Annotated in this window: 14 protein-coding genes; 13 read left to right on the top strand and 1 reads right to left on the bottom strand. The window is 67.4% G+C overall.

Going from position 1 to position 12,592, the window contains the following annotated elements:
• Positions 1-77 precede the first annotated feature (77 nt).
• Positions 78-542 carry a Cd(II)/Pb(II)-responsive transcriptional regulator gene (locus C8C99_RS05565; protein WP_108627056.1) on the bottom strand — a complete coding sequence of 155 codons (465 nt, stop codon included), beginning with the start codon at positions 540-542 and terminating at the stop codon, positions 78-80.
• Positions 543-615: 73 nt separating this feature from the next.
• Here C8C99_RS05565 and C8C99_RS05560 point away from each other — a divergent pair, with 73 nt between their 5' ends.
• From C8C99_RS05560 to C8C99_RS05500, 13 genes are all read left to right on the top strand, one after another.
• On the top strand, positions 616-1,287 hold the full coding sequence (locus C8C99_RS05560) for a cation transporter (RefSeq protein WP_199226330.1): 672 nt from the start codon (positions 616-618) through the stop codon (positions 1,285-1,287).
• A gap of 3 nt (positions 1,288-1,290) precedes the next feature.
• Positions 1,291-2,172, top strand: coding sequence for a DUF3703 domain-containing protein (locus tag C8C99_RS24025; RefSeq protein WP_199226328.1), 882 nt, complete (start codon positions 1,291-1,293; stop codon positions 2,170-2,172).
• 183 nt (positions 2,173-2,355) lie between these two features.
• On the top strand, positions 2,356-2,994 hold the full coding sequence (locus C8C99_RS05550; protein WP_056645840.1) for a YitT family protein: 639 nt from the start codon (positions 2,356-2,358) through the stop codon (positions 2,992-2,994).
• A 111-nt stretch (positions 2,995-3,105) separates the two neighbouring features.
• Positions 3,106-3,558 carry a hypothetical protein gene (locus C8C99_RS05545; protein WP_108625193.1) on the top strand — a complete coding sequence of 151 codons (453 nt, stop codon included), beginning with the start codon at positions 3,106-3,108 and terminating at the stop codon, positions 3,556-3,558.
• A gap of 105 nt (positions 3,559-3,663) precedes the next feature.
• On the top strand, positions 3,664-4,095 hold the full coding sequence (locus C8C99_RS05540) for a hypothetical protein (protein ID WP_108625192.1): 432 nt from the start codon (positions 3,664-3,666) through the stop codon (positions 4,093-4,095).
• Positions 4,092-5,519: a TolC family protein gene (locus C8C99_RS05535; protein ID WP_108625191.1), complete on the top strand. Its 1,428-nt coding sequence runs from the start codon at positions 4,092-4,094 to the stop codon at positions 5,517-5,519. Before C8C99_RS05540 ends, C8C99_RS05535 begins: the two co-directional genes overlap by 4 nt.
• Position 5,520: 1 nt before the next feature.
• A complete protein-coding gene (locus tag C8C99_RS05530; RefSeq protein WP_108625190.1) occupies positions 5,521-6,903 on the top strand; it encodes a multicopper oxidase family protein in 1,383 nt (460 codons plus the stop codon).
• 14 nt (positions 6,904-6,917) lie between these two features.
• Entirely contained in the window at positions 6,918-7,415 is a 498-nt protein-coding gene (locus C8C99_RS05525) for a plastocyanin/azurin family copper-binding protein (RefSeq protein ID WP_108625189.1), read from the top strand.
• A 16-nt stretch (positions 7,416-7,431) separates the two neighbouring features.
• Positions 7,432-7,980 carry a DUF411 domain-containing protein gene (locus tag C8C99_RS05520; protein ID WP_108625188.1) on the top strand — a complete coding sequence of 183 codons (549 nt, stop codon included), beginning with the start codon at positions 7,432-7,434 and terminating at the stop codon, positions 7,978-7,980.
• Positions 7,977-8,333, top strand: coding sequence for a copper-binding protein (locus C8C99_RS05515; RefSeq protein WP_108625187.1), 357 nt, complete (start codon positions 7,977-7,979; stop codon positions 8,331-8,333). Before C8C99_RS05520 ends, C8C99_RS05515 begins: the two co-directional genes overlap by 4 nt.
• Positions 8,334-8,477: 144 nt before the next feature.
• A complete protein-coding gene (locus C8C99_RS05510; protein ID WP_108625186.1) occupies positions 8,478-9,485 on the top strand; it encodes a P1 family peptidase in 1,008 nt (335 codons plus the stop codon).
• 281 nt (positions 9,486-9,766) lie between these two features.
• Entirely contained in the window at positions 9,767-11,356 is a 1,590-nt protein-coding gene (locus C8C99_RS24350; protein ID WP_108625185.1) for a methyl-accepting chemotaxis protein, read from the top strand.
• Between the two features lie 373 nt (positions 11,357-11,729).
• Complete coding sequence (locus C8C99_RS05500) at positions 11,730-12,527, top strand: lectin (protein ID WP_108625184.1); 798 nt, start codon at positions 11,730-11,732, stop codon at positions 12,525-12,527.
• Positions 12,528-12,592 lie beyond the last annotated feature (65 nt).

Here is a 12,592-nt window from a genome sequence, read left to right as displayed (position 1 = left end):
CGCTAGAAGGATATGCCTGAGAAGCTATCAATTAAATAGCAAATAGCACCCACACCGCCACGTCGAACAACAACTGCTCACACATGGCGCTTGCCCTGGCTGGGCATGGCGACGGCGCCCACAGGCTGCGCGTCAGCCCGCGCATGCAGCGCTTCGATGATGTGGCAGGTGGCGTCCGCGCCATCGCAGCGGCTGCGCAGTGCCTGCAGGTCGGCCTCCAGCGCCTGCAGCTCGGCCAGGCGGGTGCGCACATGCACCAGGTGTGCATCCAGCGTATCGCAGGCGGCATGGCAGTCCGTCTTGCTGTCCCAGTCCAGCGCCAGCAAGGTCCTGACCTCGTCCAGTGACATGTCCATGGCGCGGCACAGGCGGATGAAACGCAGCTGGTGCACGTCGGCGCTGCTGTACAGGCGGTAGCTGTTGTCGCCGCGCGCGCCGGGCGGCAGCAGCCCCTCTTTTTCGTAATACCGGATGTTGGCGGCCGACACGCCGGACTGCTGGGCGGCCTCGCCGATACGGAACTGTGCAGCGTGGGGGTCCATGGGCTTGACCTTCAAGTGACTTCAAGGTTTCTAATGATGCCATCGCTATCAAAAACCGCCAGGAGAAAACACCATGTCCGCCCATTGCCATCACGGCCCCCACGACCACAGCGCCCCCGGCCACAGCCACGACGCCCCCGCCAGCGCAGACCCGCGCTACCGCCGCATCCTGTGGATTGCGCTCATCGTCAACGCCGCCATGTTTGTGGTGGAGCTGGGCGCGGGCACCCAGTCGGGCTCGGCGTCGCTGCTGGCCGACGCCATCGACTTTCTGGGCGACGCGGCCAACTACGGCCTGTCGCTGTGGGTGCTGGCCATGGCGCTGACCTGGCGGGCACGCGCCGCGCTGCTCAAAGGGGCCAGCATGCTGGCATTTGGCGTGTTCGTGATCGGCCGGGTGGCCTGGGGGGTGTGGCAAGGGGTGCCGCCCGAGCCCTTCACCATGGGTGGCGTGGGCCTGCTGGCGCTGGCGGCCAACCTGGGTGTGGCCGCCCTGCTCTACGCCTGGCGCGAGGGCGATGCCAACATGCGCGGCGTGTGGCTGTGCACCCGCAACGACGCGCTGGGCAACCTGGCCGTGATGGCGGCCGCGCTGGGGGTGCTGGGCACGGGCACGGCGTGGCCCGACCTGGTGGTGGCGGCCGTCATGGCGGGCCTGGCCATCAGCGGCGGCTGGAGCGTGATCCGCCACGCACGGCAAGAGCTGGCCAGCACCGCAGGCGCCCCCGCAGCCCACGGGCACTGATCCATGCGCGTACGCCTGTCCACCCCGCTCAATGCACCGCCCGAATGGGTGGCTGCGCAACTGCAAAGCACTGCAGTGTTCCGCCACATCACGGCGCCGCTGGTGCGGTTCAAGCGCCCCGGCGGCGCACCCTGGCCCACCCACTGGTCTCCCGGGGATCTGCCGTTGCAGATGCGGCTGCTGGGGTTGCTGCCCCTGGGCACCCAAACCGTGCGCATCTCCGTCGAGCCCCCCGCGCAGGCCGGCGCCTGGCCCACGCTGCGCGATAACGGCGAGGGCACGCTGATGCGGCGCTGGGACCACCGCATCACGCTGCAGCCGTTGCCTAGTGGTCGCACGCTCTACACCGACGACATTGACGTGGTCGCGCGCCACCTGCCCTGGCTGATGACGCCCCTGAGCGCGGCGTTTGCCCAGGTGTTCTACCGGCACCGACAACGGCGCTGGCGCCAACTGGCGGCGCGCCACGCGGCGGAGCCCATGGCTGACCCCTTGCACACGCAGCGCGCATTCGACCACCTGTTGGCAGCGTTTGCGAGCGACGCCGGCGCGCCCTCTGCCACCCGCTGGCGCTGGTTAGAGGCCGCGCATGTGCTGGGGCAGACCACGCTGTCCCTGCATTGGCGGTCGCACACGGCCATGCTGCGCTACGCACTGCAGTTGCGGGACATGCGCGAGGCCGGTGGACAGAGGCTGCGGCTGGCCCTGGTGCCGCTGGGGCACACACTGGCGCGGCTGCCCATCGGCAACACCGGCCGGGCACGGGTGAGTGCCCTGGTGCCCATGGCGCCGCAGCCGCGCGTCACACGGTTGATCAACGAAGCGATGGCGGCTGCCAGCCTGCCTCCGCCCAAAATTGGGCAAAAAAGTGGCGGTAGCGCTTGATTTTCATGCCCTGACAGCTATCAATTCAGGAGTCGATGGCTGCTGTGTGCCTGGCAGCCCGCTACCCGCCATTTGACGCACGACAAGGCCGGCATAGAGCTTGCGTGGTTCAATCCATCGCTTGCGCGCGCCTGTTTGCCCTGGGGGCGGCACGCCCCGCCTCTATTCCCCTGCACTCTGCCCATGTCCTCCCGAGCCCCTACCGCCCCTGCAGCGCCTGCCCCCCTGGTCGTGCCCCACAGCCTGACGGAAGACGCCGTGGCCATCTTCACCGGGGTGTTGCTGATCTCGGTGGGGGTGGCGTTTTTCACCAGCGCGGGGTTGCTCACGGGTGGCACGGCGGGGCTGGCGTTTTTGCTGCACTACGCCACAGGCATCGGCTTTGGCAAGATCTTCTTTGTGCTCAACCTGCCGTTTTACTGGCTGGCACTGCGCAAGCTAGGCCGGGCCTTCACGGTCAAGACCTTTCTCGCCGTGCTGCTGCTGTCGCTGCTGACCGAGCTGCAGTCGCAACTGCTGCAGTTTGCGCAGTTGCAGCCGCTGTATGCGGCCATTGCGGGCGGGCTCATCACCGGCACGGGGTTTCTGGTGCTGTTCCGCCACCGCTGCAGCCTGGGTGGTGTGGGCATTGCGGCGCTGTACCTGCAAGACCGCTATGGCTGGCGCGCGGGCAAGGTGCAGATGGCCGTGGACTGCTGCATCGTGCTGCTGGCGCTGTGGACAGTGGAGCCCCTGCGTGTGGCTTGGTCCATTGCGGGTGCCGTAGCTCTCAACCTGGTGCTGGCCATGAACCACCGGCCGGGCCGCTACATGGCGGTGTAGCCAGCGTAGCGCGGCACACAAAACGCTCGTCCCCGGGTTGTGCAACGGCACCTGCCAGCCCCCGCTGGCTGCGCAGGGGGAACCTTCGCCCACGCGCCGTATCATTGCAGGATGCGTCGCGGCTTTTTCTTCCTGCTGATGGTGGTGCTGGTCCTTCGGGGCCTGACGGGCACCGCCATGGCAGCAGGCATCGTGGCACCGCTGCTGCCAGCAGGCCCCGCGCACCAGACCACGGCCCTGCACCAGGACCACCAGGCGGCTTCCGGCCACGATGAGCAAGCCGGGGGAGGCGCCCATGGTGGTCATGACGGCCACCATGACCACCACTCCGATGAAGCCGCCGCCAGCCACGCAACAGCCTGCCAGGACGCGAGCACCGGCGGCGCCGACCACGACCACCACAGCGCCAGTTGCTCGGCCTGCGAAATCTGCCACTCGGCCATGCTGGGTCTGCCCGCGTCGCTGACCCCCATCCCTCTTTCAGCGGGAGCCCTGCTCCCTCTCGCCTCCGCGCAGTTTGACAGCGTCCCTGCGGCGCAGGTCGTCAAACCACCCATCGCCTGACCTTCGACGCCCAAAGTGCGTCTGCCACGGCCCCAGCGGCCCCCAGCAACGGGGCCGTCAGGGCGGCAGCGCCATGTTTTGTTCGTTCGCTGTCTGGAGATCGCCATGCGCGCCCCCGCCGTTTTTCTGTCTTCGCCGTCGCCCTCGCAGTTGTGGCCGACGCGACTGGCATGCCTTACCCTGTTGTTCCCCTTGCTGGCGCAAGCCCAGAGCCCATCCGCCCTTGACGCGGCCCGCGCCGACGCAGCCACAGCGCCCCTGACGTACGCGGCGATGCCGCAACAGCCTCCGCTGGTGGACACCTTGCCCACACCCCAGGCCTGGCGCCAGGCGCATGAGGCTGTGGGTGCGTTCCCGCGCGGCCACGCAGACATCGTGGCCTGGGAAGCACAAAGCGCCACCGCCGCCCCCAGTTCTGCGCCCGCAACGGCCACAGCAGTACCTCAGCCCCCCCTGCACCAGGGAATGCAGCATGGCAACCATGGGGGCCATGGAGCCGCACCCCGCCCCCACCCTCTGCAGAAAGGCCAGCCATGACCGGTGCACGCTGTTTCTCCGTGCTGGCCGCTGCCGCCCTGCTGGCAGGCTGCGCCAGCGTATCGCCTGATGGCCTGCGCAGCGACGTGGCCGCACTCACGGCAGGCCGTACCGCCGGGGTGCCCCAGGCTGCCCTGCCCGCCACCGATCCCGCCGCCCGGGCACAGGCGCAGCAGTCCATCAATGGCTGGCTGGCCCAGCCCCTCACGCAGGACGCCGCCGTGCGCATTGCCCTGCTCAACAACCCCGGCCTGCAAGCCCGGCTGGCCGCTCTGGGCGTGGCCGATGCCGAGCGCGTGCAGGCCATCACGCTGCCCAACCCGCACCTGACCCTGGGGCGCTTCACCACCAGCCAGGAGCGCGAGATCGAACGCACTCTGGCCTTTGGCCTGATGGACCTCATCACCCTGCCCTGGCGCACCCAGCACGAGACCGAGCGCCTGCAGATTGCCACGCTGCAAGCCGCACAGGACGTGGCGCAACTCGCCGCAGACACCCGCCGCGCCTGGCTGCGCGCCGTGGCTGCCGAGCAGGTGGCTGCCACGCACGACCGCATGGTCGAAGCCGCCGAGGTGGGAGCCGAGCTGGCACGCCGCATGGCGCAGGTGGGCAACTGGAGCCGCCTGCAGCAGGCCCGCGAGCAAGCCGTGCTGCACGAGGCCAACAGCCAGCGCGCCCGCGCCCGCCTGGCCGCCGCCACCGCCCGCGAAGACCTGAACTGGCGCCTGGGCGTGTGGGGCGCGCAGGCGCAATACCAGCTGGCAGCACAGCTGCCCCCCTTGCCCGCCACCGCCTTGCCCGCCGACGGCATCGAAGCCACCGCCCTGCGTGAGCGGCTGGATGTGCAGGCCGCCCGCCGCCAGCTCGACACCCAGGCAGTGCGCCAGGGCTGGAGCCGTGCAGGCGCCGTGTTTGGCGACATCGGCCTGGCCTACAGCCGCAACACCACCACCGAGCGCGACACCGGCAGCAGCGACGTGAAGCGCGGTTGGGAGATCGAGCTGCCGCTGCCTCTGTTTGACAGGGGCGGCGCAGCCCGCACCCGTGCGCAGGCCCAGGTGGAGCAAAGTGCCGCCCAACTGCAAGACACCGCCGTGCGCGCCCGCAGCGAGATACGCGCCGCCTGGCTCACCTACCGCACCGCCCTCGACCTGGCGCGCCAGCAGCAGGCCGAGGTCGTGCCCCTGCGCCAGCTCATCAGCGACGAAACCACGCTGCGCTACAACGGCATGCTGGCCAGCGTGTGGGACATGCTGGCCGAAGCTCGCAACAGCACGCAGGCCGTGGCCAATGCCATCGAAGCGCAGCGCGATTTCTGGCTGGCCGAGACCGACCTGCAACTTACTTTGACGGGTACCTCGCCAGGTGCCCTGCAGGGCCTCACCTCCGGCGCCGCAGCCTCCAGCACCCCACAAGGCCACTGACATGAACCGCCGCAATTTCTTTTCTGGCGCCGCCACGGCCGTGGCCGCAGCCTCCGTCAGCCGCGTGGCCCTGGCCGCGCTGCCCGAACCCGCCATGCAGTCCAGCGCCGACACCGCCCCCCCGCTGCACCCGCCCACGGGCCGCCCCTACAACCCGGTGGTCACCCTGAACGGCTGGACCGCCCCCTGGCGCATGAATGCGGGTGTCAAGGAGTTCCACCTGGTGGCCGAGCCCGTGGTCCGCGAGGTGGCGCCCGGCTTCATGGTGAACATGTGGGGCTACAACGGACAGAGCCCCGGCCCGACCATCGAGGTGGTCGAGGGCGACCGCGTGCGCATCTTCGTGACGAACCGACTGCCCGAACACACCACCATCCACTGGCACGGCCAGCGCCTGCCCAATGGCATGGACGGCGTGGGTGGCCTTACCCAGCCCGCCATCCAGCCGGGCAAGACGTTTGTGTACGAGTTCGTGGCGCGCCGCCCCGGCACCTTCATGTACCACCCCCATGCCGACGAGATGGTGCAGATGGCCATGGGCATGATGGGCCTGTGGATCACCCACCCCAAGGGCAGTCACCCGCAGATCGCCAAGGTGCAGCGCGACTACGCCTTCCTGCTCAACGCCTTTGACGTGGAGCCCGGCAGCATGACCCCCAAGGTCAACACCATGCTGGACCACAACATCTGGTGCTGGAACAGCCGCGTGTTCCCTTCCATCAGCCCGCTGGTGGCGCGGCAGGGCGAGCGGGTGCGCATCCGCGTGGGCAACCTCACCATGACCAACCACCCCATCCACATGCACGGGCACGAATTCGAAGTGACCGGTACCGACGGCGGCCCCGTGCCCCACAGCGCGCGCTGGCCCGAGGTGACTACCGACATCGCCGTGGGCCAGATGCGGCAGGTGGAGTTCATTGCCGACGAGCCGGGCGACTGGGCCTTGCACTGCCACAAGAGCCACCACACCATGGGCGCGATGGGCCACAGCGTGCCCAGCATGATCGGCGTGGACCATCGGGGCCTGGTCGGCAAGATCCAGAAGATCGTGCCCGACTACATGGTGATGGGCGAGCGCGGCATGGCCGACATGGGTGCCATGGAGATGCCGCTGCCCGACAACACCTTCCCGATGATGACCGGCACCGGCCCCTTTGGCCCGCTGGAGATGGGCGGCATGTTCACCACCCTCAAGGTGCGCGCCGACCAGCCCGCAGGCAGCTACATCGACCCCGGCGCCTTCAAGCAGCCGACAGGCACCCAGGCCTTTGAGTGGCAGGGTGCGCCCGCCAGCACCCCACGCCCCGCACGCACGGACATCCCGGGCACCGCCCCTGCCGCCGCCAGCGCACGCAAGCCCGCAGCGAGCGGCCATCAACACTGAAACCAACGATCACCATGAAAACTATCAAATTTATAGCAGCATGCGCAATATGCACTGGCGCATTCACCGCTTTTGGGCATGAAAACATGCCCCACCACGCCACCGCAGCCCCGGTGGTCAAGGAGCAGAAGGACTGGGGCATTGCAGGCGATGCCAAGGCCGTGCGCCGCACCATCACCGTGCGCATGGGCGACGACATGCGCTTTTCACCCAGCCACATCGAAGTGCGCGAAGGCGACACCGTGCGGCTGCGCGCGACCAACCGGGGCCAGGTGCTGCACGAGATCGTGATCGGCACCCAGGCCGAACTGGAGCAGCACGCCGAGCTGATGAGAAAGCACCCCGGCATGGAACACGACGCACCCTACATGGCCCATGTCGCGGCAGGCAAGGCCGGCGACATCGTGTGGCACTTCAACCGCGCGGGCAACTTTGACTTTGCCTGCCTCATCCCCGGCCACTACCAGGCTGGCATGACCGGGACCATCACCGTGTTGCCCCGCAACAAATAACGCCAGGAGAAACGCCATGACCACTCGCCAGCACCGATCAGCATCCGCGTCCGCCTACGCCGCCACCCTCCCTTCGCGCCGCCAGTGGCTCGCCAAAGCCCTGCCCTGGCTGGGCGCGGGCGCGGCCCTCGCCCTGGCGCCGCAACTGTCCCGCGCGGCCACAACCACTGCCACGCCGGTTGAGGTCTGGAAAGACCCGAACTGCGGCTGCTGCCACGACTGGATCGCCCACATGGAGGCCAACGGCTTCAGCGTCACCATCCACGACACCGGCAACAACGCCGTGCGCGCGCGCCTGGGACTGCCGCAAAAGCTGGGCTCATGCCACACCGCGCTGGTGGGCGGCTACCTGGTGGAAGGCCACGTGCCCGCCAGCGACGTGCGCGCCCTGCTGCAGCAAAAACCCAAAGCCCTGGGCCTCACGGTGCCAGGCATGCCTGTGGGCTCACCGGGCATGGATGGCGCCGTGTATGGCGACCGTCGCGACCCCTATGACGTGCTGCTGGTGGCCCACGACGGCAGCACCCGCATCTTCAAGAGTTACCACAAGAAGGCATCCACATGAAATTGATCTCCATCTCCCTGGCCGCCGCCCTGCTCGCCCTGGGCGCGGCGCCCGCGCTGGCGCAAGCCCCCGCCGCTGCAGCCTCCGACAGCCACAGTGGCCACCATGCAGCCCCCGCGGTGCCGTCGGCGGAGCTGAGCGAGGGCGAAATCACCCGCTGGGACCCGCGCACCCTGCGCGTCAGCCTGCGCCACGGCGAAATCAAGAACCTGGACATGCCCGCCATGTCCATGGTGTTCCGCGTGTCGGATGCCAGCGTGCTGGGCGACCTCAAAGCGGGTGACAAGGTGCGCTTTCGCGCAGAGCGGGTCAACGGCACCTACCAGGTCACTCGGATCGAAAAGGCGCCCTGACCACAGCGCCGAGGCGGCAGGCGGCGGGGAACCAGTACCCCGCGCACGGCGCATCCCTGGCTCGCCGCATTGCGCAACCCTATTCAGCGTCGCCTTGAGCACACGCGGGCCTGCAGGGGCGGCAGGACACCATAATCACCGGCCATGAGTTCTCAACAAGTTCTGGCTGGCGATGCTGGCAGCATCACCCGCGTGGCCGGCATCGAGGTCGGCCACTTCACCGAAACCCGCCGCCCCACGGGCTGCACCGTCATCATCACCCGCGAGGGTGCCGTGGCTGGGGTGGATGTGCGAGGGGCAGCCCCTGGCACGCGCGAGACCGATTTGCTCCACCCCTCCAACCTGGTGGACAAGGTGCACGCCATCATGCTCGCGGGTGGCAGCGCCTGGGGGCTGGATTCCGCCACCGGCGCCGTGCGCTGGCTCGAAGAGCGCGGCGTGGGGTTTGACGTGGCTGTGGGCCGCCTGCCCATCGTGCCCGCCGCCGTGCTGTTCGACCTGCTGGTGGGCGACATGCGCATCCGCCCCGACGCCGCTGCAGGCTATGCCGCGTGCGATGCTGCATCCACCGCTGACCCGGCCGAAGGAAACGTAGGCGCAGGCACCGGCGCGGCCCTGGGCAAGATCTTCGGCATCCAGCGTGCCATGAAGGGAGGCATCGGCACCGCCTCTGTCACCGTGGATGGCGTCACGGTGGGAGCGCTCATCGCCTGCAATGCGCTGGGTGACGTGATCGACCCGGACACTGCAAAAGTCATTGCCGGAGCCCGCACCGACGACGGCCTGCGTCTGCGCGACACACGCCGCGCCCTGCTACGCGGCGACCCGCCCCAGCCCCTGCTGGCGGGCACCAACACCACCATCGGCGTGGTCGCCACCGACGCGGTCATCACCAAGGTGCAGGCCCATCGCCTGGCCGTAGCAGCGCACGATGGCCTGGCACGCAGCATCAACCCGGTGCACACCATGTCCGATGGCGACACCCTGTTCAGCCTGGGCACCGGCCGCGCGGGCAAGAGCCTGGGCATGATGGTGCTGGCCACCATGGCAGCCGAGGCCACGGCCATTGCCACAGCGCGGGCGGCACGGGCTGCACGGGCCATCACCACGGCAGAGGGCTTGTACCTGCCATCCGCTGCTGAACTGGGCTAAGGCCCACCGGGTGGCGCTGCACTGCCCCAATGCACTGAAGGCACTCCAGGCTCTCAGCAACGGCATCCGGCAACCCAGCGGGCGGCGTACGAAGCACTGCCCTGCGCAGTCAAAAAAACCTTGACGGTGCGGAAAAGCAGCCCAGGATCAAGGGTCGTGACGCGCCGTGGCGCCCCGCGCTACCTGAGCGCGTGTGGCTACTTGCTCACAAAAGATAGAAAACATGGCGCTTTAGCCCACAAAAGCGCATCATCGTTGTCACCATCTGAAGGGCCCATTGCATGAATCTCCTGCAAAACCTGAGCATCAAGACGCGTCTTGGCATTGGCTATGTGGTCCTGACCTGTGCACTGATCCTGGTAGCCATCATGGGCATCCGTGGAGAGTCCATGACGCAGGAGAGCCTGGACAACCAGGTCAATCACCTGAACGTGATCAAAAGCCTGGGCAACCGGGTCCTTGACGCGGCCAATGCTCGGGCCGTGTCTGCACGCAACCTGGTGATCGCGGGCTCCAAGGAAGATGCTGAGGCGGAAACCCGGCGCATTGGGGTAGCACATGAAGGCATGGGCAAGGCACTCCAGGGAGTGGAAGAGGCCCTCAAGGCCGGCCCCCCGGAAACCGCTCCCCTGAACAAGCTGCTGGCCGAAATCAAGAACACCGAGGCGGCCTATGGCCCTGTGGCGCTGGAGATCACCCGGCTGGGGAGCCTGGGAGAAAAGGATGCGGCCATCAAGAAAATCAACGAAGAATGCCGCCCCCTGCTGACCAAACTGGTGACGGGCATCGAGGCCTTCCTGACCGAGAGCGACGCCATCAGCAAACGTGCCAGTCAGGAATCGATGCATCAGTTTGAATCGCTGCGGTTTCAGCTGATCCTGCTCAGCATCACCATGGTGGTGTTTGCCTGTGTGCTGGGCGTGGCCACCACGCGTTCCATCGTCCGGCCGCTGAGCGAGGCAAGCCAGGCGACGCAGGAGTTTGCGCGGGGCAACCTGGCCAACCCGCTGGTGGCCCAAGGCAAGGACGAGATCGCTTCGGTCGTTGCCTCGATGGAAGCCATGCGGCGGAGTCTGTCCAACCTGGTGGCAGGAGTACGCCAGGGATCGGAGAGCGTATCGACCGCCAGCGCCGAGATCGCGCAGGGCAACCAGAACCTGTCAATGCGCACCGAGCAGCAGGCCAGTGCGCTGCAGCAAACTGCGGCATCGATGGAACAGCTGGGTTCGACCGTGAAGCAGAACGCGGACAACGCGATCAACGCGAACCGGCTCGCGCATTCGGCCTCAACCGTCGCACAGCAAGGGGGCGAAGTGGTGGCCATGGTGGTCGCCACCATGAAGGACATCAACGACTCCAGCCGCAAGATCAATGACATCATCAGTGTGATCGACGGCATTGCGTTCCAGACCAACATCCTTGCGCTGAATGCCGCAGTGGAAGCCGCCCGCGCGGGCGAGCAGGGCCGGGGTTTTGCCGTGGTGGCCAGTGAGGTGCGCAACCTGGCCCAGCGCAGTGCCGCCGCCGCCAAGGAGATCAAGCAACTGATCACCGAAAGTGTGGGCCGCGTGGAGCATGGCACGGCCCTTGTGGACAAGGCAGGCCACACCATGACCGAGGTAGTGACCAGCATCCGCAATGTGACGCACATCATGGGCGAGATCAGCGCTGCCAGCTCCGAACAAAGCTCGGGGGTCACGCAGGTGGGCGAGGCCGTCACGCTGATGGACCAGGCCACACAGCAAAACGCGGCCCTGGTGGAAGAGATGGCTGCCGCAGCGGCCAGCCTTCGCGGGCAGGCCGATGACCTTGTGAATGCGGTGGCGGTCTTTCGAATTCACGGCAGCGGGTCCGCATTGCTGATCAAGTGACCTGGAGTCACCGAAGAACCGGTGAAGACCGGAATAGATTCTGATGGCGTTGCGGTTGGCGGAGGGACTGTGCCGCGCGAAGCTGCGCCAGCACGTCCCCCAAGGGCATGGCGCGCCCAGCCCCGCAGTCCGGGGCTTGGTGCGCACCCCGCGCGATCAGAACGTCCCATCTGATCCCGCGCCTAGACACCCTCGGCAATCAGCACCAGTGAGAGCGTGTGGGCCATTTTGATGTTTTGATGATGTGAGTGGTCATCGGACTGATGGCGGCTGACCGCCCTATGATGCAGATCGTGGACAGTGCCCAGAAGCTGGGTCCGACTGCCCCACCCTCGTCCCTGCAGCCCCAGATCGGAACAAGGAGAGCGAACCCATGAGAGACCAGACGCTTCAGAAACGTGCGTGGCTGCTGTGCCTGCCCTTGCTCGTGGGCATATTGCCAGCGCAGGCGCAGGACCAGTGGGTGGATTTGCAGTCCAGTGGTGGCTACACCTCCTACCGCCTGGCGGACGACGTGACCCAGGTGGACCTGGTGGAACAAACCCAGGGAGCGTGCCGCTTCAACCGGACCTGGGGCTACGACCTCACCAACCGCGAGTTGTGGACCAACGGCGGCTGCGGTGGTCGCTTCAGGATCACGCGCACCTACGTCTCTGGTAACAACAGCGGCTCCAATGCCGGCGCTGCAGCAGCGGCCGTGGCCGCCATTGCCGGCATTGCCTTGCTGGCCAACCACAACCGTCACGACGACGACCGGCGCCCCGAGTACCCTGACTACCCCGGACAGGGCGGCGACTGGGGTCGTGAGATCCGAGTGGATGGCCGCCTGTGCCTAGACGTGCGGGGCGGCAAGTTCCAGCCCGGCACCACCCTGCAGGTGTACGAATGCAACGGCACGGCGTCCCAGCGTTTTGCGGTGGGGCGCGGTGGCGAAATCCGGGTGCGCGATCTGTGCGTGGACGTGGACCGCGGCGACCCACGGGATGGCGCACGGGTGGTGCTGTGGCCCTGCTCGGGCTCGCGCAGCCAGAACTGGTCCACCCGGGGTGGACAAATCGTGAGCCAACTCACTGGCAAATGCCTGGATGTGGATGCAGGCCAGGTCCGCCCTGGGGCGCACACGATGGTGTGGCCTTGCAACCGCAGCCCCAGCCAACGCTGGTGGTGGTAAGGAGCCCGTATGCAAAAAGCCCTCCACTCGATTTGCGCAGGTGCTTGCGCCTTAGTACTGGCAAC

It is taken from the genome of Acidovorax sp. 107, from assembly GCF_003058055.1.
GTDB lineage: Bacteria > Pseudomonadota > Gammaproteobacteria > Burkholderiales > Burkholderiaceae_C > Acidovorax.
The sequence above is the reverse complement of the archived record's forward strand: the minus strand, read 5'-3'. Positions and strand labels throughout refer to the sequence as shown.

Coding starts and splice junctions, on each gene's coding strand:
- C8C99_RS05565 (WP_108627056.1), bottom strand. CDS start 542: ATGGACCCCCACGCTGCACAGTTCCGTATCGGCGAGGCCGCCCAGCAG.
- C8C99_RS05500 (WP_108625184.1), top strand. CDS start 11,730: ATGAGAGACCAGACGCTTCAGAAACGTGCGTGGCTGCTGTGCCTGCCC.
- C8C99_RS05530 (WP_108625190.1), top strand. CDS start 5,521: ATGAACCGCCGCAATTTCTTTTCTGGCGCCGCCACGGCCGTGGCCGCA.
- C8C99_RS05510 (WP_108625186.1), top strand. CDS start 8,478: ATGAGTTCTCAACAAGTTCTGGCTGGCGATGCTGGCAGCATCACCCGC.
- C8C99_RS05520 (WP_108625188.1), top strand. CDS start 7,432: ATGACCACTCGCCAGCACCGATCAGCATCCGCGTCCGCCTACGCCGCC.
- C8C99_RS24025 (WP_199226328.1), top strand. CDS start 1,291: ATGCGCGTACGCCTGTCCACCCCGCTCAATGCACCGCCCGAATGGGTG.
- C8C99_RS05545 (WP_108625193.1), top strand. CDS start 3,106: ATGCGTCGCGGCTTTTTCTTCCTGCTGATGGTGGTGCTGGTCCTTCGG.
- C8C99_RS05535 (WP_108625191.1), top strand. CDS start 4,092: ATGACCGGTGCACGCTGTTTCTCCGTGCTGGCCGCTGCCGCCCTGCTG.
- C8C99_RS05525 (WP_108625189.1), top strand. CDS start 6,918: ATGAAAACTATCAAATTTATAGCAGCATGCGCAATATGCACTGGCGCA.
- C8C99_RS05560 (WP_199226330.1), top strand. CDS start 616: ATGTCCGCCCATTGCCATCACGGCCCCCACGACCACAGCGCCCCCGGC.
- C8C99_RS05540 (WP_108625192.1), top strand. CDS start 3,664: ATGCGCGCCCCCGCCGTTTTTCTGTCTTCGCCGTCGCCCTCGCAGTTG.
- C8C99_RS05515 (WP_108625187.1), top strand. CDS start 7,977: ATGAAATTGATCTCCATCTCCCTGGCCGCCGCCCTGCTCGCCCTGGGC.
- C8C99_RS24350 (WP_108625185.1), top strand. CDS start 9,767: ATGAATCTCCTGCAAAACCTGAGCATCAAGACGCGTCTTGGCATTGGC.
- C8C99_RS05550 (WP_056645840.1), top strand. CDS start 2,356: ATGTCCTCCCGAGCCCCTACCGCCCCTGCAGCGCCTGCCCCCCTGGTC.